This window comes from Caldovatus sediminis (assembly GCF_014644455.1).
In the GTDB taxonomy this organism is placed as follows: domain Bacteria; phylum Pseudomonadota; class Alphaproteobacteria; order Acetobacterales; family Acetobacteraceae; genus Caldovatus; species Caldovatus sediminis.
Window position 1 is genome coordinate 1 of the sequence record NZ_BMKS01000038.1, and the last position, 1,363, is coordinate 1,363.

At 76.4% G+C, this 1,363-nt stretch carries 1 pseudogene; it reads left to right on the forward strand.

Annotated elements, in window-relative coordinates:
- Positions 1–1,363, forward strand: a pseudogene (tnpC, locus tag IEX99_RS22205) (IS66 family transposase); the annotation flags it as partial.

Below are 1,363 nucleotides of genomic sequence, written 5' to 3' on the forward strand. Positions count from 1 at the left end.
GCGCTTCACCGCCGCGGTCTTGCGGGCGGCGTAGCCGTCGAGGATCAGGAGCAGGTCGAGCTCGGCCTCGCCGACCTCGAGACGGCGATCGCCAAGGCCGATGCCGAGGCCGAGAAGCGCGACCCGGACCTCAGGCGCGAGCGCGCGGCCAGGCGCCGGGCCAGCCGCGGCGCGCTGCCCGCCCGCCTGCCGCGCGTCGAGGTGGTGCTGGCGCCGCGGAGCGCGACCTGCCCGTGCTGTGCGGCGGCGACGGCGGAGATCGGCGCCGACACCTCCGAGCGGCTCGACGTGATCCCGGCGCGGTTCCGGGTGATCGTGACGCGCCGGCCGAAGCTTGCCCGCCGGTCCTGCGCCGGCGTCGTGGTGCAGCGGCCGGCACCGGCGCGCCTGGTCGAGGGCGGCCTGCCGGCCGAGGCGACGGTCGCGCACATCATGGTCTCGCGCTACGCGGATCGTCTGCCGCTGCATCGCCAGGCGGGGATCCTGGCGCGCCAGGGTGTCGCGGCGGACCGGGCGACGCTGGCGGCCTGGGTCGGCACGGCGGCGGCGGAGATCGCGCCGGTGGTGCGGCGGATGAAGGCGATCCTGCTCGCCTCGCCGCGGCTGTGCGCCGACGAGACCGCGGTGGCCGGCGCTCGATCCCGGCCGCGGCCGGACGAAGACCGGCTGGTTCTGGACCATCGCGCGCGACGACCGGCCCTGGGGCGGGGCCGACCCGCCGGCGGTCGTCTGCACCTACGCCCCGGGCCGGGGGCGCGAGCATGCCCGGGCGCTGCTGGGCGGCTACCGCGGCATCCTGCAGTGCGACGGCTATGCCGGATACAAGGGCCTCGCCGATACGGCCACGGGGCCGGGCCCGGCCGTCGTGGCGTTCTGCGGGAGCCATGCGCGGCGGCAGTTCCACGACCTGGCGCAGAAGGCCAGGGCGCCGGTCGCCGAGGAGGCGCTGAGCCGCATCGCCGCGCTCCATGCGGTCGAGGCCGGGATCCGCGGCGCCCCGCCCGAGCGGCGCCTGGCCGAGCGGCGCATCCGCAGTCGCCCGCTGGTCGAGGATCTGTTCGCCCGGTTCGAGGCAATGCCGGCGAGGCTGCCTCCGCGCAGCACGACGGCGGACGCCATCCGCTACGCGCTGAACCACCGTGACGGCCTGCTGCGGCTTCTCGAGGATGGCCGCATCGAGCTCGACACCAACAGCGTCGAGCGCGCCGTGCGGCCCGTCGCACCCGGGCGCAAGAACGCGCTGTTCGCCGGCTGCGACGAGGGGGCGGAGGCCTGGGCCGCCATCGCCTCGCTGATCGAGACCGCGAAGCTCAACGGCGTCGATCCGCAGCGATACCTCACCGACCTGCTCGCCCGCCTCGTC